Origin of the sequence: Altererythrobacter ishigakiensis (assembly GCF_001663155.1) — a bacterium.
Taxonomy (GTDB): domain Bacteria; phylum Pseudomonadota; class Alphaproteobacteria; order Sphingomonadales; family Sphingomonadaceae; genus Erythrobacter; species Erythrobacter ishigakiensis.
In genome coordinates, this window is sequence record NZ_CP015963.1 from 1,106,548 (window position 1) to 1,124,767 (window position 18,220).

Genomic DNA, 18,220 nt, shown 5'->3' on the forward strand with positions numbered 1-18,220 from the left:
ATCGCTATGGATCGTCGTGAGCATATCGAGTTTGTGCAGTCGCAATTGCTACCCTGGCAACGCATCGGTGCGGGGCTTGCGCGGCCGGATGCCGAATACAAGATGCTCAGCCGTGACCCTGAGAGTGGGGCTTGCAGTGCTTTGATGCGCTATCCTCCCGGCTGGTCGCGCATGGGGCCGGAGCATATTCTGGCAGACGAGGAATTCTTCGTTCTCGACGGATCACTGGAAATGGACGGAGAGCTGCATGAAGCGGACAGCTATGCCTTCCTGCCTGCCGGGTGGACCCGCAACAGCATGGCCAGCAAGAACGGCTGCGTCTTGATTGCATTCTACAATTGCGAGCCCGTTCTCGTCGGAGATATGGGTGACTGCGACACGGCGCGTGCGATCCTGCATCTCAAGACGCGGCAGATGGCTTGGGACATGACGCTCAATGACCCCAATCTGCGCCATCTGGGAATTTCGCGAAAGGATCTGCGGACCGACCTGGAGACCGGCGAACGTACGTTCCTTTCATTGATTCTCCCGCAGTCCGAACCGCCCGCTGGCAAGGGGCCGCAGGAAAGCCACCCGGTTGTCGAGGAATGTTACATGATTGCTGGCTCGCTAACAGGGCCGCCCGGCACGATGCATCCAGGCGCCTATTTCTGGAGACCGCCAACTATTCCCCACGGCCCGTACGGTTCGCGCTGGGGTGCGGTATCGCTGATCCGTTTTGTCGGTGGTCGGCATGAAAATATCTGGAGTGACGACCAAGCCGATTTCTCGTTCGATCAGGCCTACGATCCGATCCTTCCTGAGCGGTTGGAGTACCTGCGCAATTCCTCGTGGCAAGGCCCGCTTCCCTTCTAGTAGTGCCCAAGTCTCCAGGCCCGCCTATGAACGCCAAGATCAGCAAGAAGCGATTGGTGAATAACGATGAGCGCCTTGCACTACTCTGGCGTCGCGTTGAACAGGGACCAGTAATCCTTCGTGGAGCTCTTCGTTAACCTTTTGTGAAGTCTGGTGTTACGGTCAATGGATGGGCGCGAGCCGAGGATTGGCAGCCTGTATTGCTGGCGCTATCCTGATGACATGGAATCACTCGAAATCGACACATCAATGAATTCTTGCCAAGCTTGCGCTGTTCGCAATCGAGCGATCTGTGCTGACCTCGACGACGAGGAAATTGGATTGCTCAACGCAATCGGGCGGAGAAAGCATCTGCGCGCAGGCGAACAGCTGCTGTGGGAAGGCGACGAGGCGATTATTGTTGCCAATGTGGTGGAAGGCGTCCTCAAGCTTTCGACACAAACAGCAGACGGCAAAGAGCAGATTCTTGGGATGGTCTATCCATCGGACTTTCTTGGTCGTCCGTTTGGTGAGACCACGCCCTACGGTGTCGAGGCGCTGAGCGACGCCCAGGTCTGTGTATTCAGGCGCACCGATTTCGACAGATTTGCCCGCGAGCATCCCCGTCTTGAGCACAAGTTGCTTGAGCGCACGCTCGCGGAGCTGGATCGAACGCGGCGATGGATGGTCCTGCTGGGAAGGATGAATGCCGAACAGAAACTGGCTACGTACCTCGTTGAGACGGCCGAGCGCCTCCTCCCGGCGACTTGCGAAGAAGCGGAGCCTGGTGACAAGCGAACAATCACCCTGCCTCTCTCTCGCCAGCAAATGGCAGACGTTCTCGGTCTCACCATTGAAACGGTTAGTCGTCATATCAGCAAGCTGAAGAACGAAGGACTGATCGATCTTCCAGGCCGCCGAGAACTAACAATCAACTCGCTCAAGGCACTTGCAGAGCGAGGTGGCTAGCCGATTATGCTGCAGATGCTTTGAGCCTGATTGTCTCGAAGCGGTAGGGCTCGCCGGACACTTTGGTCCTTCCGGGACACCGTCTGAATCGCCTCCAGAAGCAAATTGGTTGGTTTGACCAAAATCAAGGACGACGCTCATTTCATCGTGCATTTTTCGGTGATGCACTCGAAGCAATCAGCTGAAGCTTTGCCGACTTCCATCATTTTTGGGGGAACAGGAGCACCCGTGGCCTCGCTTGGCGCTGCTGAAGCGACGCATCTTCGTCTGCAGGCGCTCGCCAGATATGCTGGTGCCCGCTCGGGGGATTCTCGCGTTGTCGACAACAGGGTCAACCAGGTGGTGCTTGTCGTCGAGGGGGCGGTTAAGCTGATTGCCAGCGTTTCGGGTGGACGTACCCATGTCATGGGTTTCTACTTCAAAGACGACTTCATCTATCTTCCAGCACGAGAAACGCACGCCTACAACCTCTGCGCCTTGAAAGACTGCGAACTCATCGCCTTTCCGGCGACGGAGTTTATTCGTTTGGCTCAGAACGACAGGGCGCTGAACAATAACTTCATTAGCCATCTGCTACGTACCCTCGGTCGAAGTCGCGAAAAGACCATTGCTCTAGGGCAGAAGACAGCGCGGGAACGGGTCGCGACTTTCCTGGTCAGCATGGCTGAACGGATCGGTTCTCCATTCTCCAATGGAGCTCTCCTCGATCTCCCGATGTCTCGCCGTGATATTGGCGAGAACATTGGGCTTACGATCGAAACTGTGAGCCGACAGATGACGGAGCTTCGAAATGCGGGCCTCGTGTCCACTTCGGGCAGGTCGCAAGTCAAGATCCTCGATCTGGCCGCACTGAAGCAAGAAGCCGGCCACTTCCCCGTCCTAACCTGAGGCCGCTTCCGATGTTATGTTCGAATGGCGTCGCACAAAAGGGGTGTCGTAATCTTGATGATTCAAGGTCGATCCAGCGGCGCTAGAATTGATGCGGGTCAAAGACGCCTTCGCAAAGTGCGAGCATCCCGAAACAATGTGGCCTTACTATCCAGAGCTGCTTGAGCAGTCTGTTCCGCGATATACTAGCTTCCCGAATGCGGCGGAGTTCAAGGCGATCGACGAAGGCGACTATCGCACCGCTGTCGAGTACGCAGAGGGCGACGTCTCCCTCTATGTCCATATCCCGTTTTGTGAGAAGATCTGCCATTACTGTGGTTGCAATACCGGTGCCGCCGGACGCCGACACCGATTGGAATCCTATCTCGACGCTTTGCATCGCGAGATCGAAACGGTTTCGCGTCTGCTCCCCTCAAAATCACAGGTTCGCCGAATTGCGTTTGGCGGCGGGAGCCCCAATGCGCTGGCACCAACGGATTTCGTTCGGCTCGTCGATGATTTGATCATCCGCTTTGGGATATCCGATCCGGCATTCTCTATCGAACTTGACCCACGCACGATCTCTCGCGAATGGGCCCAGGTCATAAGGGCGCTCGGGATTGATCGTGCCAGCCTCGGCGTCCAGACTTTCGCGCCGCACTGTCAGGAAGCGATAGGGCGCATTCAATCCGATGCCCTGATTGCAGAAGCTACCGAGCTGTTACGCAATGCCGGTGTGAAGTCGCTCAACTTCGACCTGATGTACGGCTTGCCCCAGCAATCCAGTGATGATCTGTTCGCTACTCTGCAGCGCACTGTTGCGCTCGGAGCTGACCGGATTGCACTGTTTGGCTATGCGCATATGCCGCACGTGGTACCGCGGCAACGCGCAGTGGATTGTCGCTCGATGCCGGACAAGGCCGCCAGGTTTGCTATGGCGGAGCTTGGCTTCACTTATCTTCGCTCTCACGGGTACTGCGCAATTGGTTTCGACCATTTCGCGCGCTCCGCGACCGATCCGCTGGCGATCGCCGCGCAAGCAGGGGCTCTGCGCCGTAATTTCCAAGGGTTCACCGATGACGATGCGTCGAGCTTGATAGGCCTCGGCGCATCGGCGATCAGTTCATTCGAGACGCTGCTCGCCCAAAATGAAAAGAATAGCGGTCGATACTGCATGCTGGCATCGGACGGTCGGATTGCCACTGTTCGGGGCGTGTCGCGATCGCCGGACGACCGAATTCGAGGTCGAGTGATCGAGCAGCTCCTGTGTTCGGGGAAAGCACAAGTGCCTCCTGAGCTTGAAGCCGAAACAAGCCCGTTACTCCGTCCGTTTCTGGATCGCGGCCTGGCATCCTGCGAAAAGGGCACCATCTCGATAACTCCGGATGGACTGCCATACTCGCGAGCAATTGCCGCTCGGTTCGACCCCTATCGCGACCACCTGCCTGGTCGCTTCAGTTCGGCGGTTTAGCTAAAGGTGAAGGAAAAACAGAGCCACGACTGCTTTCGGACGCAATGCCTAGGAACGATCGCTGAGCGCCAGAATAATTGCACCTTCAGACCCACACCCGATACCCATCCGGCTTTCTTCGCGAACAGTCCTGAACCAGGTCAGCTGAGGAGCCGCAACCCGTTCCTTTCCGGCCGTGTTGGCAGCTGCGCTGCCTGCCCGCACCACCCGTCATGAACAGGTTTCCCTTGGAGCTTCGCTCCTGCGGTGCAGTCCTCCCATGCCCTGCTTCTTTCAGATGTTCGCAAGCCGGAGATGGTCTCCGGTTTGAGGAACTGAAGGAACTTACATCATGACCAATATCGCAATCCTCACCGGCCGCATCGCCCGCGATCCGGAATCCCGCGAGACCAAGGGCGGCACCAATGTCACCGGGATCACCGTCGTCACCGATCGCCCCGCACGCGACAAGGATGGCAAGACCTACAAAGACGAGAACGGCTACACTGCCAAGGAAAGCGAGTTCCACCGGGTGACCTGCTTCAACGGCCTCGCCAAGACCGTCGGGCAGTACTGCACCAAGGGCCAGCTGGTCAGCGTCCAGGGCCGCATCCACTACACCCAGTGGGAAGACAAGGACGGGGTCACCCGCTACGGCACCGAGATCCTCGCCGACAAGGTCGACTTCCTCTCCCGCGGCAACGGTTCGAGCGAGAACGACGACAACAAGGATGCCCCCGAGATCGACTGAACTCTCCCGTCGATCTCCCTCCCGAAGGGGTCCTATCCTAGCCGGACAGGGCCCCCTTTTATGCGATCTGATTGCCTGCAAGTCTTCAGCATTGGTTTGCAAGATTGCTGCTACCAAGATCAATATGAACGATCAGTCCAGCGTCAGTTATCCAGGTGAATCAGCAACTCCAGCTGAGGTGAGTTCTCTCGCCGATGAATATCGGTTGGCGGCACTGCTACTGTTGGAAAATGGGCGGCCCAAGGAGCCGAAATCGCGGGCACCGTTTCGCATGGTCGCAATCCATGCGGTGGAACTTTATCTGAACGCGTTTCTTCTCCACTCCGGCCACGATGCGGCACAGATACGAGGGTTTCAGCATAACCTCGCCGCACGCGCCGACCTCGCGGTAGAACTCGGACTTGCACTCAGGAAACGTACCCATGAACACCTGCATACAATGTCGCAATCGCGCGAGTTCCTGATTACCCGGTACGCGCCAAGCGTTACGTCCTTATCCGAAATAAACCGGCTCCAAGCTACGCTCGCAGAGGTCGCGCAGAAGGTTTCAGCGATCATTTAAAACGGACCGTGGGGGAAGGGGGCCTGGCTCACAGTTGTCCCATTCTGATGGTCGCGCAACCGGCGCGTCAAGGACGGCAGGGTCCCACCATTTTGCCTCCCCTTCGCTGCGCTACGGTCCGACAAAATCGTTACCCCTACCGCCGCTGCGCGGTCGCCCTTCGGGGCGACCCCTGACCCGCCGGCCGCACGCCCATCCGTCCTGCTCCTGCCGTCAACGGCAGACATCAGGAGGATATTATGGCTTCAATTGCTCAAGAAAATTCGAACTCGGAATGCTACTTTGACGCGCTGGCTGTCGCAGAGCGTCGGGCGCTGCACAGCTTCTTCGATCAGCACATCGTCGAGGACCGCGAACTGGGATATTTTGCCGTGGACGAGGGTGATTACAATGCTCTTCCGGCGCACTTGGCAGCGCGCGTCGTGCACACCGTGCATGGAACGATGTCAGACGAATTCTGACCGTAGGATCAGGACAGGGGCCGGGAACGGCTCCTGTCCTTTTTCATGCGCTCGGAGGGGCGAGGATTGAGGATCGCGCAGTGCGACAGTTGGACGCGCAATCGGTCGCCACTGGATCCGATCAAGACCCGACCAACTGACATGACGGATCTTTGTGCCGGGCAGTACATTTTGCTCGTCTGCCTTCATATCAGAGTGGACCAGAACATTGGCCGCTTATGTTGGCTATTTGGTCCCCATTCCGGAACATTTGAGCAAATTTCCAGGCCGGATATCTCGGTTCTGAGCAAAAATTCCGCAGCTAGCCTCGACGCTGCGCTATGCTTCCGCTTTGAAACGAAAGCATTTTCTTCGATAGTTTGCCCGTGGAAGCAACTGGTCACTGACGCGCACTTGAGAATGGGCTTGACCCAGCACACCGTACGCAGCGGTGCCGCCGAGAGTTTTTGTTAGATATCATGATGTTGGACGTCATTTTCGGGGTGTGCATCTTCTAACTTGAACGTGATTTGCGATTTGGATTCGCAAATTAGTCGTAAGTCAGAAACATCCAGGCTGTTGAAATTGCTGCCGAACTTTTCATTTTCCTACAGGCAGGCGGTGACTTAGATTGGTCGTTGCCTTTCGCAAGGGTGAGCCAGGTTCTTTGAACACAAGGAATTTGGACAAATGAAAAGGAATCATTGTTTACAGACTTACGTTACCGCTCAAGTTGACGACTGGATAAAGGCCCAAGCGTGCGAGCGCGGGGTCAGCTCCAGCATCGTGGTTGGAGATTGCATTCACGATGCATGGCTGCGCGATATGGAGGCAGACTTCCGAACGCCTGCCACCGATCCGGTGTGTCAGAATATCTTCATTACGGTCGCGCTGGATGCGTTGCTCACGTACCATCCCGAAACCGATCTGCGCGAGCGAGTGGTCGATGCATATCACCGCAGGCTCGTCCGCCTCGGCCTTGTCGCATCTCGTCCGATGGGAGGCGACCATGGAGAATGAGATCGAGCAACTGTCGATGCCGTTTCTTGCGGACTCAGATAATGGGTGCTCCCAGAGGCCAAAGATCAAACGGTTCCTCAGACTGCGAGAGGTCCTTCATCGGACCGGCTTGGGCAGGTCTACGGTCTATCGCTGGATGGACGAAGGCAGGTTCCCGAAGTCGGTTCGCCTAGGTGGTCGTTCGGTCGCCTGGATCGAGCACGAGATCGACGAATGGTTGATGAGCCGGAGCAAGTGATGGGGCTCTGGCTCAGCCGCAAGGCGGCTCAGTGGAGCCTGCCATTGCCGGTACAGAAGGCGGCCCATTCGCGCATCAGGTCGCGCCGCTTATCGAGATAATTTGTGCGTCGATAAGCGGCTTCGACCTTGTTCGCGACTGAGTGAGCGAGAGCTGCCTCTGCGACCTCGCCCGGGTAGCTCGTTTGTTCTGCTGCCCAGTCGCGAAACGAAGACCGGAAGCCGTGCACGGTGAAGGGCAGCTTGGCGTAGCGAAGGATCTTCAAGAGCGTCATATCTGACATTGGGCGCAGAACATTGCGGCCAGGAAAGATCAAGTCGCTGCACTCGGCATAGAACGGGCGTGCCCGTTGCAAGACACTGATCGCGGCGTCGGTCAGCGGAACAACATGTTCCCTACCAACTTTCATGCGTTCGGCGGGAATGGTCCAAAGCCTGTTCTTGAGATCAATCTCGGCCCACTTGGCACCACGCACTTCGCCTGAGCGTGAAGCGCAGAGTATCAGGAATTCGAGAGCGATACGGGCGACGCTGGTCCGCTTGTGAAGGTGCGCGAAGAACGTTGGAATGTCCTCGTATGCCATTGCAGCGAAGTGGCTGTCCTGTTTCGGTTGGCGCGGAAGCGCGCGACCGAGCGACCGCATAGGCGCCTCGGTTTCGCGCATTCCGTTTGCATAAGCCCAGTCGAGAATGACCCCGATGCGTTGCTTTACGCGGCGAGCTGTCTCCGGCTTTTCCACCCAGATGGAAAGTAGGCAATCACGGATCAACGGGCCTTCGATATCATTAACCAGGCGATCTCCGAGCGTTGGGAAGGCATACTTTTCCAGCGTCGTGATCCATTGATCGCGATGCTTGCCGTTCTTCCAGCTCGCCTTCTGTTCACGGTGTACGGCACGCGCAGCATCGGCGAATTTCGGCACCACAACCTCTTGCTTCTTGCGCTCAGCTATCGGATCGATGCCGCGTTGGATGTCGCGGCGCATTTCGAAGGCGTTCTCTCGCGCTTCCTTCAGAGACACGAGCGAAAGTGACCCAAGTCCGATATCGCGACGCTTGCCTTTGATCGTGCTGCGGAGCACCCAGTAACCCTTGTTTGGACCTGTTACGACAAGCGCCAAGCCGTCGCCGTCTCCGTAACGTCCTGGTTCTTTGAGGTTTCGAATCTGCAGTGCGGTGAGCTTTCCCATATCCATCCTTTCCATTCCGCTCCCACATCTGCTCCCACAATTCTTCGTAGAAATAGCGGGACGATGCAGAACATAATAAGAACATGAGATTCCAAGGCAAGGCCGAAAAACCGCAGAATTCTGCGGCTTTCAGGGACTTATTGGGATCTCAAGGGATGGTATAGGTGGCGGAGACGGAGGGATTCGAACCCTCGATACCCGTAGTAGGTATGGTTCCTTAGCAGGGAACTGGTTTCAGCCACTCACCCACGTCTCCGCAGTCTCATGCCAGGCTGTCTAACGGCATGCGAAGGGCGCGCTATAAAGGTGCAATTTGGCTGCTTCAACCCACTGCGTGAAAAAAGCGCAATATCGCGGCGTGTCCCTGCAAAGACTCGTTTCGCCGCATTTTCGATTCGGTTCACCGCCGCGCAATTGTGATGTCGCCAACATGGGATTCTGATGAAATCGCAAGGGGCCGTGTTTGAAGACTGTGCGGCTGGAGAAGGACTATGAGACCGACATTGTTTCAACATTGCAAATTGGCTGGCGCGGCACTGTTTGCTGGCTTCGTCGTGGTCGGGAGCCCGATCGCAGCCCAAGAGCTTGAAGCGATCGATCCGGACGCTGTCTACGAAGAGAGCACAGACATCGGTGCAATCGACGGCGATCTTGAGGCTAGCGGCGCCCAGCAAGTCGCAACCGAACCAGTCTCCAATGAAACCGGGAATGATCTGGTCGCCTTTGGATCAGCCCAGGATGCCAAAGAGGAAGCCGAAACCGAGCTCCCTCAATCAGCAAACGATGCCACGGCAGCGGCCGAAGAAGCAGAACCCACCTTTGCAGGCAGCGAAACGACGTATGGTGAAGACGATCTGATCGGCGCGGCTGAAGGCGTCTTCGGCAAAGGCGCGGAAGGACTTGCCGGCATGATCGAGGATCTGTTGCGCAAACAGGGCGAGCCCAATGGCTACATCGTGGGCCGTGAAGGCGGCGGTGCGCTTGTGGTGGGAGTCCGCTATGGATCAGGCACGCTGCATCATAAGGTTGAAGGTAACAGGCCAGTTTATTGGACCGGCCCGTCGATTGGATTCGATGCCGGTGCGAACGCAGGCAATACTTTCGTACTGGTCTATAATCTCTACGATACTGAAGACCTGTATGAACGCTTCCCCGCGGGCGAGGGGCAGGCATATTTCGTAGGCGGATTGCATGCGAGCTATATGCGCAAAGATGACATTGTGCTGATACCGATCCGCGTAGGAGCGGGCCTGCGTCTTGGCGTGAACGCAGGTTATATGAAGTTTTCTAAGAAGCAGCGCTGGCTGCCATTCTAGATCTCAGCTCAAAAGAGCGGGTCGCAAATATGTATGCGTGAGGGTCGCAATTGGGATTTCCCTGTTGCGGCCTTTCGCGTCTCGTTGCATGGGGCTTTTCATGCTTGAGAACCTTTCCCCGCAAGCGCCTGATGCGCTGCTAGCCCTGATCAAAATGCACGCTGCCGATGAGCGGCCTGACAAGATTGACCTGGGTGTGGGCGTTTATCGCACGGGACAAGGCGACACGCCGGTCTTCGCAGCGATCAAGCAGGCTGAGCGCAAACTGGTCGAAACGCAAGACAGCAAGTCTTACCTTGGCCCTGAGGGCGACATGGGCTTCGTGAATGGCCTGATGCCTTACATTTTCGGCGGCGACGCAACCATGGGTGGGCGTATCACAGGGATGCAAACGCCCGGCGGCACCGGCGCAGTCCGTCTGGCTGCGGCACTGGCGCAAAAGGCGGGTGTTGAGACACTGCATATCGGTAAGCCGAGCTGGCCCAACCACGCGCAGATTTTCAACGATATCGCGCTGGATGCAGAGTGGTTCGATCATGCCCGAGATGACGGTTCCGCGAATCTTGAATCGGTTCTTGAAACCATTCGCAATGCGGGCCCCACAGGCGCGGTGCTTTTGCATGGCTCATGCCACAACCCGACCGGGATCGATTATTCCAATGAGGAATGGGACGCGATTGCTGAGGCATTCGCAGAAAGCGGCACCTTCCCGATTATCGACCTGGCCTATCAGGGCCTGGGGCACGGGATGGAAGAAGATGCCTATGGATTGCGACAGGTGCTCGCTGCAGTGCCCGAAGCCTTCATCGCATATAGCTGTGACAAGAATTTTGGCGTCTATCGGGACCGCGTGGGGGCATTCTACGCGATGACCAGAGATGCGGATTCGCTGGATACAGTGTTCTCGAATGCCAATGCCTTGGCGCGCGCAGCATGGTCCATGCCGCCTGACCATGGCGGAGCGACAATCCGTCTGATCCTGCGCGATCCCGATATGACCGCGCTATGGCTGGATGAGTTGACGCAGATGAGGGAGCGTATGCGTCAGGTGCGCGCGACCCTTGGCGATGCAGGCATGGCGGGGGGCGTTGATCTGTCACCGTTGGCCAATCAGAACGGTTTGTTCTCAATGTTGCCGGTAACGCCCGAGCAGGTGAAGCAGCTACGCGAAGAACATGCCATCTACATGGCAGGTTCTGGCCGTGTGAATATCGCCGGTCTACACATGGGCAATATTGAGAAGTTTGTGAGCGCTGTTGCTGCGGTGACGGGCTGATTAGCCGATCTCTTTGCGATTCAGCCCCTAAGCTGGTATTACTCTTCGCAGGGCCGCTGTCATGACTGACAGGCCACGAATCTCATCTTGGCCTTTGGTCAATTGATGGGAGAGTAAATTCATGAAGAAGTTAGCTTTTGCAGCGCTTGGCGCTGCATCAATGGTGGTTGCAACTCCGGCAATCTCTCAAAGTTTCACTTATGATGTGACTTGGGAGCCGGTTGTGCCCTACGGCGGGCTGAGCAGCCCAGACGGACCGCAATACAGAGGCGGGTCTGTAAACGGGACTTACGAGACAACTTTTGATGACGGCTCGATGGTCAACGGCACTGTCCGATGTGTTGGTACACGTCAGCCGCATGGTGGGATCTTTGCCATTCATCTCGCTTGTACTGCAGAGGATGAGCAAGGGACCTATTCGTTGGCTTATGGCTGCAACTGGTTAGGTGAACCGGGACCTGACACCGCACTTGGCTGTGTAGGAGCGATGGAGGCCAAGGATGGCGAAGCTGCAGGCACGCGCGGTGGTCTGACTATGCATTGGTATAGTGACGACAAGTCAGAGGGTACTGGTCAATGGTACACCGCTGAGTAGCGAAAAATAGCAGGCTGAAATGGTAAATTTTGGTCGGCCGCGGGATGCAGATCTCGCGGCCGGTTCTAATATGGGCTCAAGAGCTTGCCAGCGCCTGCATCCGCTTCAGGTACCGTGCAAGGACGTCGATCTCGAGATTGACCTGATCGCCGGCGCGCAACGCACCAAGCGTTGTCACTTCGCCAGTATGCGGAATGATGTTTAGCATGAACGTACAGCTACCATCGTCTTCGTCGCGCACATCGTTGACTGTAAGCGACACGCCTTGAACAGTGATCGATCCCTTCGGCGCGATGAAGGGCGCAAGGCTCGCCGGTGCGCGGACATCGACGCGCCAGCTGTCCCCCTCTTCTTCTGCGTGGACGATCTCGCCCACTGCATCGACATGCCCGGTAACGATATGTCCGCCCAGTTCGTCTCCCATTCGCAACGAAGGCTCGATATTGAGCTTGGCGCCTTGGGCCCACATGGCCGGGACCGTCCGGCTGGTGGTTTCGCCAGAGACATCGACATCGAACCACGCCTCGCCCTTAGCTCCTCCGCGATCGATGACTGTCAAGCACACCCCTGAACAGGCGATCGACGCACCGATATCGATCCGGGCGGGATCGAGAGGGGCGGCGATGCGCAGCCGCAGGTCGCCGCGCTGTTCTGCCATTTCGATGGTGCCGATGGCCGTGACGATGCCAGTGAACATGGTGTGATTTATCTCCTTACGCGCGGCTGTAAGCAGTGAATGTGTCGCTGCCAAGCTGGCGTTTCTCGGTAACCCGCCATTCGGATGCTTCGGCGAGGGGGATGGTCTGGAGCGCCGCTGGCGCTTTCAGGCCCGCACCAATCGTGATCGGCGCAGTGTAGATATGCAGCGCGTCAACAAGTCCGGCGTCCAGAAACGCTTGTGCTGTGCCGGCTCCGCCCTCGACATAGAGATACTGGACATCAGCCAATTCATGGATCGCTTGCGGAGAGGTGAGGGCGGCTACTTCGATCGGCGCGGTGTTGTTTGTGAGTACATATCGCTGCGGGCTGCGGGTCTCGATTCCGGGCAGGCGGACATCGAGGCTCGGCCTGTCAGCATCCCAAGTGCCTCGGCCCACCAGAATTGCATCCTGCCGGGCACGTTGAGCATGTACGTGAGCGCGGGCATGCTCCCCAGTGATCCATTGGTCTCGCCCGGGTTCGCGCGCAATAAAGCCATCTTCGGACATGGCCAGCTTCAGTGTAACGAATGGCCGCGCATGGGATTCGCGTGTAAGAAATCCGGCGAGACTTTGCTTGGCGTCCGTGTGGTCGAGTACTTCAACATCGATTCCCGCCTTACGAAGTCTGGCGATGCCCTTGCCCGATGTGCGCGGATCGGGGTCACCGACGCCGATGACAACGCGCGCGGGTTTGGCATCTGTCAGCAAGTCAGAGCAGGAAGGTCCACGCGCGGACTCATGCGCACACGGCTCAAGTGTTACATATATGGTTGTGCCTGTTGCACCGCCTACGGGCAATCGCGCCAGAGCCACTGCCTCTGCATGTGGGCGTCCGCCTGCTTGTGTCCAGCCGCGCGCCTGCACAATCTGATCTTTCACAACGATACATGCGACGGCGGGGTTGGGGCGACTTAAAGGGCGCGCACGCGCGGCCAAACGTGCGCAAGCGGCTATCCATTCGCTATCTGAGCGCAATTGCTACTGATCTCCGCCGCGAACGGCAGCGTCAGCTGCGCCTGGTACAACGCGGGTTTCAAGTACTTCGCGGCGCAAGGCTTCGCGTGCCGCTTCCTCGCGCGCCCGGTCAATTGCTGCCCGCTCCTCCATTGCTTCAACATCCATACCGCTGGCTGCACCCAACGCGCGATACATCTCACGCTTTCGCTCTTCGAGTTCTTCGATTTGCGCCCGCCGCTCGTCCTGAATGCGCTGATTCTCTATATTCGAGGCCAGGATTTCCTCATCAGTGCGATCTTCGTCGAGTGTGGTTATGTAAGTGACCGAAGGTCGCTCCAAAGGCTTGATCATACTCTCGCTGCCCGCCCAAAGCAGGATCAGTGCCACCGGGATGCACGAGGCGGCCACAATAAGCCCGCGATACTCCTGAGGTTGTTTGATATACTCCCAAAGGTCAGCTGCGCCGGGGCCAGGATTAAAGCGTCTGAGGATGCTCATAAACGATTACATAGGGTGTTCGGCGGAACGATACCAGTGGCCGCTTTCAGCCAAAGCTTGCATAGAGCTTGCGCCCGTGCGCTTTGAGCCAGGCATCCGCCTTCGCAATATCGCCTTCATATATGTCATTAAGCAGCGCATGAAAGGCGGGGCTATGGTCGAAATGGACTAGATGCGCCACTTCGTGTGCGACCACCGACCGGCGCACAAAGTCAGGTGCTTGTACCAGCCGCCAGTTCAACCGGATTCGTTTCTTGTCCGAACAGCTGCCCCATCGTCGCTGCGCCCGTGAAAGCGCGACTGGCACCGGGTCTAGCGATGCAGCCGCACAATATTCATGCGTGTCCAATTCGAAGAGTGAAAGCGCCTCGCGCTCCATCCACCGCGCAAGCCTGCGCTCCAATGCGTCCAGAGGGCCACCAAGCACTACTTGGTCTTGTTCACGACGAGGCCGGCGAGAGGCACCTTCGCTCCATGCAATGCGAAGTTCTCTGCCACGATAGCGGATCGTGCTGCCCGGTTCGGGCGTTCTGCGTTCGGGGATCTTTGCCGATTGCGCCGCGAGCCAATCGCGCCGAGCGTGAGCGAATGCAATCGCGTCGCGGCTGCGCGCCCAGTGCGGGAGCGTGATATTCACTGATTTGCCGTCAGCCGCGAGCCGAAGGGTCAGACGCCTTGCGCGATTATGGCGTTTCAAAACTATCGGGACGGTCCGACCGTTTAACTCGATCTCGGGTTCGATCATCTCATTTCGCAGCCAGTCGATCATGGGGCATCCCATTCGACAATATGATGTTCAAGCGGCCCCGCGTCATATTCGCTCACCACGCGGCCGGCGACTGATACTCCTGCGTGTTTTACAGCTTCGCGGTCGCCCGATATCAGATAGTGCCACTCAGGCAGCGGATTGTTGTCGGCGCGCAGGCGATAGGCGCAGGTGTTTGGCAGCCAGGCAACGTCATTCACGATCTTGAGTGTCAGACGCAGGCAATCAGGCACGAAGGCTTTGCGATTGCGATAATCGGTGCACTGCGCGGTTCTTGTGTCGAGCAATTTGCACGCGACATTGGTGTCTGTGATCTCGCCCGTATCCGCATCTTCTATCTTATGCAGACAGCAGCGACCGCAACCATCGCAAAGCGCTTCCCATTCGGCGCGCGAAAGGTCGCTCAGCGGCAATTCCCAGAAGCGGTCCCTCAATTCACCCATTTCGCGAGTTCCGCTGCTACGGCATCGGCACCCTGATCGGTAGGCAATATGGCAATTGGTTCCCCATCAGGCCCGAAAAGATAGACCACGGCGGAATGGTCAACCAGATAGCCGCCGCCCGGCGTATCTTCGCCGCGTGAATAGAAAACCGCGAAAGTCTTCGCCGCAGCTTTGATCTGGTCGGATGAGCCGGTCAGACCCACCAGACGCGGGTGAAAGTTAGCGATGAACTCTCCGACAATTTCGGGGGTATCGCGCTCAGGATCAACCGAGATGAAAATCGGCGTGATCTTTGCTCCCAGCTCCGGAGCGACCTGTTCAAACTGAGCCAGCCCTTGGGAGAATCGCTGGACGTCGGTGGGGCAAATGTCAGGGCAATAGGTAAAGCCGAAATAGACGATGCGGTATTGTCCGGCAAAATCAGTCCATGTGACTGTTTCTCCGGTTGAGCTTGTCAGTTCGAAATCGCCGCCAATTGTCGCTCCAGCAAGTGGCCAGTCGGGCACACCCTGGCCACCGCTGCCCGGCGCAACATCGCAGGCGCTCAGCGTCAACGCTGCTGCTGCCAATGGAACCCAATTGAGATGTAACTTGTTGTGTTGCATGGTGTGTCGGTTCATCGTCTGCTAACCGGCTTTGGTGAATAGCCGCTGAAGTAGGTTGTGACAGGAAAATTGAAAGGATGACAGCGTGACGCGTGCCGTTATGCGCAAGATTGCATTACTGGGAGCCTTTCTTGGCGTGTTCGCCTCTGCTCCGGTTGCAGCGCAAATGTTTTCAGAAGGTTATGAATTCTTGAAAGCGGTCGAAGATCGTGATGGCGACGCTGTTACCGCTGCGCTTGACGAGCCTGGCACCACGATCATCAATTCGCGTGACCTTACCAGCGGAGAGACTGCGCTGCACATCGTAACGAAGCGGCGCGACGACTTGTGGATCCGGTTCCTGACTCAACGCGGAGCCAATCCTGACGTGCGTGACAAGAGGGGTGTTACGCCTATTCAGATCGCCACGACCATGGGTTTTGTTGAAGGGGTAGAAACTCTGATCAAAGCTGGCGCCAATGTTGAAGTGGCAGACAGCGCAGGTGAAACCCCCCTTATTGTCGCGGTCCATCGCCGCGATATACCAATGATCCGTTTGCTGCTGGCGAATAAAGCCAATCCGGACCGTGCCGACAACTCTGGCCGGACGGCACGCGACTATGCAGAGTTGATGAATGCAAACACAGCGGTGTTGACCGAATTTGAACGCGCAGATGAAGAACGCGAGGAAAACGGAGCAAAGCAGGACTACGGTCCAAGTTTTTGATATGGCGAACTATTCGGACATGACCCTAGACGAGCTGCGACTGGCGCTTGCGCCCGAAGTGGCGGCATCTGCCATTTTCGACGGCTGGACGCAGGCTGCGCTTGAAAATGCAGCTGGTATGGCCGGGGCAGACATTGATGTCGTGCGGCTCGCCTATCCGGGTGGGTCAATGGACATGATCGAAGCATGGATCGATATGATCGACGCCAAGATGGTGGAGGATATACCTCTCGAGAAGCTCAGCTCCATGCCAATTCGCGAACGCATTCGTTCTTTGGTGCAGTATCGGCTGGATGCGGTCGAGGGACTTGAGGAGGCGGTCCGCCGCGCGATGGCTGTGATGGCACAGCCGCAGAATGCCCCTCGTGCGCTCAAGTTGGGCTGGCGTAGTGCGGATGTCATGTGGCGTCTCGCTGGCGATACGGCAACCGACTACAATCACTATACCAAGCGTGCGATCTTGGCAGGAATTTATAGTGCGACGCTGGCTGTATTCATAGATGATGACAGCGAAGACAAGCGCGCCACCCGCGAGTTTCTTGAGCGACGAATTGAAGGCGTGATGAAGTTCGAGAAGGTGAAAGCCAAGTTCCTTAATTCGGATCGAGAGTCCTTCAGCGTTACCCGTTTTCTGGGGCGTCTGCGCTATCCCTCGCGCTAGAAGATTAGTTCCACAATCAACGCAAAATTGGCGTCTGGTGCTGGCCTCTAGGCGATGCATATCCTACCGGTAGATCGAATCGAATCTGACGAAGGAAATGCACAATGGCGGGCTCGCTTAACAAGGTAATGCTGATCGGAAATCTCGGGGCTGATCCGGAAATTCGCAGCTTCCAGAATGGTGGGCGCGTTGCGAATCTGCGCATTGCGACCAGCGAGACGTGGAAAGACCGCAACACCGGCGAACGCCAGGAACGGACAGAGTGGCACACGGTTGCGATTTTCTCTGAAGGTCTGGTCAATGTTTGCGAGAACTATCTGCGCAAGGGCAGCAAGGTCTACGTCGAGGGCCAGCTGCAAACCCGTAAATGGCAGGATCAGTCGGGTCAGGATCGTTACAGCACCGAAGTGGTTCTGCGCGGCTATAATGGCACACTGACAATGCTAGACGGTCGTGGCGAAGGCGGCGGTGGCCGCTCGGGCGGTGGCTATGGCGGCGGTGGCGGCCAAGGCGGCGGCTTCGGGGGGGGTAGCCAGGGCGGCAGTAGCCAAGGCGGCGGCTCCAACTATGACGATCTGGACGACGATATTCCGTTTTGATTTAGGGTTGATTTGGCCAATCAGATTGGCGGGGGGCTTCCCAGCACGGCTGTAAACAAATCGGTCCATGCAGTTGTCTGGGAAACGCCGAATGCGAGTGGGTAGACAGCTGCTAACAATGCCAGCCCGAGCCAGGTCGCCCAATGAATTCGCCCCAATGAGTTACGATCATGGATCATCACTGCGATCACGAGCCCAAGTTCAACTGCGGTGATAAAGGGCGGCGGCAAGCCAAGGGCGGTGAATAGCCGCGCCAGCGCCGGATCCAGCATCACTATCCCTGCAAACAGCATCAGGCGCTTGTGAGCCTGCGCCTCTGTGCGCTTCGCGTAGGCCAGCCAATAGAGCAGTGAAAAGAATATAAGGTCTGTGAACGGGAACATGATCGAGCTTTCCGGGCCCATGCCAGCAATTGACCAGCCGGGCCGCAGATAGGCCTCGCGCGTAATGAATACGCCCATGATAACCAATGCAATGGCGAGCCCCATGCTGAGCTGGCCGATCTGTTTGTGACGAGCATAGTTGCCCTGAGCGATCAGTCGCGGCTGTACGATCAGCAACGCAAACCAGCCGAAGAATATCAGTCCGTGAAGTGCAACCGTGGGCCGCATCGGGCTAGCCATCTCAGGCGCGAGGAACTGCAGCGCACCGAAGCCGGCCACAACCAATAGCGCGAGTATCCAAGCCATAAGCTGGAAGAAGCCGTCTGCGCGCGGATTTGCCGTCATTGATACCCCCTGACAATGTCGACCCAAAGCGGGTGGAGTGGGGAGCACC

General features: G+C 57.2%; 23 protein-coding genes and 1 tRNA gene. 15 read left to right on the top strand and 9 right to left on the bottom strand.

Features of this window, described 5'->3' with window-relative positions:
- Positions 1-6 precede the first annotated feature (6 nt).
- The 9 genes from A6F69_RS05135 to A6F69_RS05180 all read left to right on the top strand — a co-directional run bounded on the left by A6F69_RS05135 (position 7) and on the right by A6F69_RS05180 (position 7,131).
- The gene (locus tag A6F69_RS05135; RefSeq protein WP_067598228.1) at positions 7-855 is read left to right on the top strand and encodes a cupin domain-containing protein; all 849 of its coding nucleotides are present in this window, start codon (positions 7-9) and stop codon (positions 853-855) included.
- A gap of 249 nt (positions 856-1,104) precedes the next feature.
- Entirely contained in the window at positions 1,105-1,803 is a 699-nt protein-coding gene (locus A6F69_RS05140; RefSeq protein ID WP_067602533.1) for a Crp/Fnr family transcriptional regulator, read from the top strand.
- 114 nt (positions 1,804-1,917) lie between these two features.
- Complete coding sequence (locus tag A6F69_RS05145) at positions 1,918-2,691, top strand: Crp/Fnr family transcriptional regulator (protein ID WP_067598231.1); 774 nt, start codon at positions 1,918-1,920, stop codon at positions 2,689-2,691.
- A 136-nt stretch (positions 2,692-2,827) separates the two neighbouring features.
- Positions 2,828-4,141, top strand: a complete 1,314-nt coding sequence (hemN, locus tag A6F69_RS05150) for an oxygen-independent coproporphyrinogen III oxidase (RefSeq protein ID WP_067602537.1) — start codon at positions 2,828-2,830, stop codon at positions 4,139-4,141.
- A gap of 331 nt (positions 4,142-4,472) precedes the next feature.
- Complete coding sequence (locus A6F69_RS05155; RefSeq protein ID WP_067598235.1) at positions 4,473-4,871, top strand: single-stranded DNA-binding protein; 399 nt, start codon at positions 4,473-4,475, stop codon at positions 4,869-4,871.
- Positions 4,872-4,995: 124 nt separating this feature from the next.
- Positions 4,996-5,433 (top strand): hypothetical protein, encoded by a 438-nt coding sequence (locus tag A6F69_RS05160; RefSeq protein WP_067598238.1) that lies wholly within the window; start codon positions 4,996-4,998, stop codon positions 5,431-5,433.
- A gap of 239 nt (positions 5,434-5,672) precedes the next feature.
- Positions 5,673-5,894: a hypothetical protein gene (locus A6F69_RS05170; RefSeq protein ID WP_067598244.1), complete on the top strand. Its 222-nt coding sequence runs from the start codon at positions 5,673-5,675 to the stop codon at positions 5,892-5,894.
- Positions 5,895-6,563: 669 nt separating this feature from the next.
- Positions 6,564-6,893, top strand: coding sequence for a hypothetical protein (locus A6F69_RS12935; RefSeq protein WP_083984701.1), 330 nt, complete (start codon positions 6,564-6,566; stop codon positions 6,891-6,893).
- A gap of 16 nt (positions 6,894-6,909) precedes the next feature.
- Positions 6,910-7,131 carry an AlpA family transcriptional regulator gene (locus tag A6F69_RS05180; protein WP_067602541.1) on the top strand — a complete coding sequence of 74 codons (222 nt, stop codon included), beginning with the start codon at positions 6,910-6,912 and terminating at the stop codon, positions 7,129-7,131.
- 28 nt (positions 7,132-7,159) lie between these two features.
- Here A6F69_RS05180 and A6F69_RS05185 read toward each other — a convergent pair whose 3' ends face one another.
- Both A6F69_RS05185 and A6F69_RS05190 read right to left on the bottom strand, forming a co-directional pair.
- Entirely contained in the window at positions 7,160-8,320 is a 1,161-nt protein-coding gene (locus tag A6F69_RS05185) for a tyrosine-type recombinase/integrase (protein WP_067602544.1), read from the bottom strand.
- A 165-nt stretch (positions 8,321-8,485) separates the two neighbouring features.
- Positions 8,486-8,576, bottom strand: a tRNA-Ser gene (locus A6F69_RS05190).
- Positions 8,577-8,811: 235 nt separating this feature from the next.
- Between A6F69_RS05190 and A6F69_RS05195 the strand changes: the two genes are divergently transcribed.
- The 3 genes from A6F69_RS05195 (at position 8,812) to A6F69_RS05205 (ending at position 11,507) form a co-directional block, all read left to right on the top strand.
- The gene (locus A6F69_RS05195; RefSeq protein WP_067598252.1) at positions 8,812-9,636 is read left to right on the top strand and encodes a DUF1134 domain-containing protein; all 825 of its coding nucleotides are present in this window, start codon (positions 8,812-8,814) and stop codon (positions 9,634-9,636) included.
- 100 nt (positions 9,637-9,736) lie between these two features.
- A complete protein-coding gene (locus A6F69_RS05200) occupies positions 9,737-10,912 on the top strand; it encodes an amino acid aminotransferase (protein WP_067602548.1) in 1,176 nt (391 codons plus the stop codon).
- A gap of 121 nt (positions 10,913-11,033) precedes the next feature.
- On the top strand, positions 11,034-11,507 hold the full coding sequence (locus A6F69_RS05205) for a hypothetical protein (protein WP_067598256.1): 474 nt from the start codon (positions 11,034-11,036) through the stop codon (positions 11,505-11,507).
- A 76-nt stretch (positions 11,508-11,583) separates the two neighbouring features.
- On the opposite strand, the gene A6F69_RS05210 is transcribed toward A6F69_RS05205, so the two are convergent.
- Genes A6F69_RS05210 through A6F69_RS05235 form a run of 6 tightly spaced genes read right to left on the bottom strand, consistent with a single transcriptional unit; the run spans position 11,584 to position 15,477 of the window.
- Positions 11,584-12,204 carry a riboflavin synthase gene (locus A6F69_RS05210; RefSeq protein ID WP_067598259.1) on the bottom strand — a complete coding sequence of 207 codons (621 nt, stop codon included), beginning with the start codon at positions 12,202-12,204 and terminating at the stop codon, positions 11,584-11,586.
- A 16-nt stretch (positions 12,205-12,220) separates the two neighbouring features.
- A complete protein-coding gene (gene ribD, locus A6F69_RS05215) occupies positions 12,221-13,183 on the bottom strand; it encodes a bifunctional diaminohydroxyphosphoribosylaminopyrimidine deaminase/5-amino-6-(5-phosphoribosylamino)uracil reductase RibD (protein WP_067598262.1) in 963 nt (320 codons plus the stop codon).
- Between the two features lie 3 nt (positions 13,184-13,186).
- Positions 13,187-13,663 carry a hypothetical protein gene (locus tag A6F69_RS05220; protein WP_067598265.1) on the bottom strand — a complete coding sequence of 159 codons (477 nt, stop codon included), beginning with the start codon at positions 13,661-13,663 and terminating at the stop codon, positions 13,187-13,189.
- A 46-nt stretch (positions 13,664-13,709) separates the two neighbouring features.
- Complete coding sequence (locus A6F69_RS05225) at positions 13,710-14,432, bottom strand: M48 family metallopeptidase (RefSeq protein WP_067598268.1); 723 nt, start codon at positions 14,430-14,432, stop codon at positions 13,710-13,712.
- Positions 14,429-14,872, bottom strand: coding sequence for a YcgN family cysteine cluster protein (locus A6F69_RS05230; protein WP_067598271.1), 444 nt, complete (start codon positions 14,870-14,872; stop codon positions 14,429-14,431). The genes A6F69_RS05225 and A6F69_RS05230 overlap by 4 nt, the downstream gene beginning before the upstream one ends.
- The gene (locus A6F69_RS05235; RefSeq protein ID WP_144573749.1) at positions 14,860-15,477 is read right to left on the bottom strand and encodes an SCO family protein; all 618 of its coding nucleotides are present in this window, start codon (positions 15,475-15,477) and stop codon (positions 14,860-14,862) included. The genes A6F69_RS05230 and A6F69_RS05235 overlap by 13 nt, the downstream gene beginning before the upstream one ends.
- An 85-nt stretch (positions 15,478-15,562) precedes the next feature.
- Here A6F69_RS05235 and A6F69_RS05240 point away from each other — a divergent pair, with 85 nt between their 5' ends.
- The 3 genes from A6F69_RS05240 to A6F69_RS05250 all read left to right on the top strand — a co-directional run bounded on the left by A6F69_RS05240 (position 15,563) and on the right by A6F69_RS05250 (position 17,443).
- Positions 15,563-16,183 (top strand): ankyrin repeat domain-containing protein, encoded by a 621-nt coding sequence (locus A6F69_RS05240; protein ID WP_245638296.1) that lies wholly within the window; start codon positions 15,563-15,565, stop codon positions 16,181-16,183.
- A gap of 19 nt (positions 16,184-16,202) precedes the next feature.
- Positions 16,203-16,844: a COQ9 family protein gene (locus tag A6F69_RS05245; protein WP_245638297.1), complete on the top strand. Its 642-nt coding sequence runs from the start codon at positions 16,203-16,205 to the stop codon at positions 16,842-16,844.
- Between the two features lie 104 nt (positions 16,845-16,948).
- Positions 16,949-17,443, top strand: a complete 495-nt coding sequence (locus A6F69_RS05250; RefSeq protein ID WP_067598283.1) for a single-stranded DNA-binding protein — start codon at positions 16,949-16,951, stop codon at positions 17,441-17,443.
- Positions 17,444-17,463: 20 nt separating this feature from the next.
- Here the strand turns inward: A6F69_RS05250 and A6F69_RS05255 are convergent, their stop codons facing one another.
- Complete coding sequence (locus A6F69_RS05255; protein ID WP_067598286.1) at positions 17,464-18,171, bottom strand: hypothetical protein; 708 nt, start codon at positions 18,169-18,171, stop codon at positions 17,464-17,466.
- Positions 18,172-18,220: the final 49 nt, after the last annotated feature.

Bases quoted from the DNA above. Each gene is read 5' to 3' on its own strand.
- A6F69_RS05135 (WP_067598228.1), top strand. From the start codon at position 7: ATGGATCGTCGTGAGCATATCGAGTTTGTGCAGTCGCAATTGCTACCC.
- A6F69_RS05140 (WP_067602533.1), top strand. From the start codon at position 1,105: ATGAATTCTTGCCAAGCTTGCGCTGTTCGCAATCGAGCGATCTGTGCT.
- hemN (WP_067602537.1), top strand. From the start codon at position 2,828: ATGTGGCCTTACTATCCAGAGCTGCTTGAGCAGTCTGTTCCGCGATAT.
- A6F69_RS05155 (WP_067598235.1), top strand. From the start codon at position 4,473: ATGACCAATATCGCAATCCTCACCGGCCGCATCGCCCGCGATCCGGAA.
- A6F69_RS05160 (WP_067598238.1), top strand. From the start codon at position 4,996: ATGAACGATCAGTCCAGCGTCAGTTATCCAGGTGAATCAGCAACTCCA.
- A6F69_RS05170 (WP_067598244.1), top strand. From the start codon at position 5,673: ATGGCTTCAATTGCTCAAGAAAATTCGAACTCGGAATGCTACTTTGAC.
- A6F69_RS12935 (WP_083984701.1), top strand. From the start codon at position 6,564: ATGAAAAGGAATCATTGTTTACAGACTTACGTTACCGCTCAAGTTGAC.
- A6F69_RS05180 (WP_067602541.1), top strand. From the start codon at position 6,910: ATGCCGTTTCTTGCGGACTCAGATAATGGGTGCTCCCAGAGGCCAAAG.
- A6F69_RS05185 (WP_067602544.1), bottom strand. From the start codon at position 8,320: ATGGGAAAGCTCACCGCACTGCAGATTCGAAACCTCAAAGAACCAGGA.
- A6F69_RS05195 (WP_067598252.1), top strand. From the start codon at position 8,812: ATGAGACCGACATTGTTTCAACATTGCAAATTGGCTGGCGCGGCACTG.
- A6F69_RS05200 (WP_067602548.1), top strand. From the start codon at position 9,737: ATGCTTGAGAACCTTTCCCCGCAAGCGCCTGATGCGCTGCTAGCCCTG.
- A6F69_RS05205 (WP_067598256.1), top strand. From the start codon at position 11,034: ATGAAGAAGTTAGCTTTTGCAGCGCTTGGCGCTGCATCAATGGTGGTT.
- A6F69_RS05210 (WP_067598259.1), bottom strand. From the start codon at position 12,204: ATGTTCACTGGCATCGTCACGGCCATCGGCACCATCGAAATGGCAGAA.
- A6F69_RS05220 (WP_067598265.1), bottom strand. From the start codon at position 13,663: ATGAGCATCCTCAGACGCTTTAATCCTGGCCCCGGCGCAGCTGACCTT.
- A6F69_RS05225 (WP_067598268.1), bottom strand. From the start codon at position 14,432: ATGATCGACTGGCTGCGAAATGAGATGATCGAACCCGAGATCGAGTTA.
- A6F69_RS05230 (WP_067598271.1), bottom strand. From the start codon at position 14,872: ATGGGTGAATTGAGGGACCGCTTCTGGGAATTGCCGCTGAGCGACCTT.
- A6F69_RS05235 (WP_144573749.1), bottom strand. From the start codon at position 15,477: ATGCAACACAACAAGTTACATCTCAATTGGGTTCCATTGGCAGCAGCA.
- A6F69_RS05245 (WP_245638297.1), top strand. From the start codon at position 16,203: ATGACCCTAGACGAGCTGCGACTGGCGCTTGCGCCCGAAGTGGCGGCA.
- A6F69_RS05250 (WP_067598283.1), top strand. From the start codon at position 16,949: ATGGCGGGCTCGCTTAACAAGGTAATGCTGATCGGAAATCTCGGGGCT.
- A6F69_RS05255 (WP_067598286.1), bottom strand. From the start codon at position 18,171: ATGACGGCAAATCCGCGCGCAGACGGCTTCTTCCAGCTTATGGCTTGG.